This window comes from Adlercreutzia equolifaciens (genome assembly GCF_029076695.1).
GTDB classification, from domain to species: Bacteria; Actinomycetota; Coriobacteriia; order Coriobacteriales; family Eggerthellaceae; genus Adlercreutzia; species Adlercreutzia equolifaciens_A.
Genome location: NZ_JARFIK010000368.1, coordinates 1 through 303, shown reverse-complemented (window position 1 = coordinate 303; position 303 = coordinate 1). Strand labels below are relative to the sequence as shown.

Annotated in this window: 1 protein-coding gene; it reads right to left on the bottom strand. The window is 58.1% G+C overall.

The window, feature by feature from the left end; all coding sequences use genetic code 11:
* Nucleotides 1-303: ABC transporter ATP-binding protein (locus tag PZH32_RS12785; RefSeq protein ID WP_275208634.1), on the bottom strand; the 303-nt coding region annotated here is incomplete at both ends.

The window sequence follows — 303 nt, the reverse complement described above, 5'->3', positions numbered from 1 at the left end:
GACGGAAATCCCAAAGGCCTGCTGCATGTTGCGCTCGGTAATCATGTCAACGGCCCGACCCCAGCGCATGGGCAGCTCCCGCTGCAAAAGCACCACGTTCGAATCGCACATAAATGCGTGATCAGGACTATGGGTGGTCATCAGGATGGCCAATCCGTTGCTGGCCAATTCGCGGATCTTGCCAATAACGCGCATAGCATTGCCGTATTCGAGGGCCGCCGTGGGCTCGTCAAGAACCAGCAGCTGGGGCTCTTGCACTAAGGCACGGGCAATCATGACTAGCTCCAGCTCGCCGCCGGATAT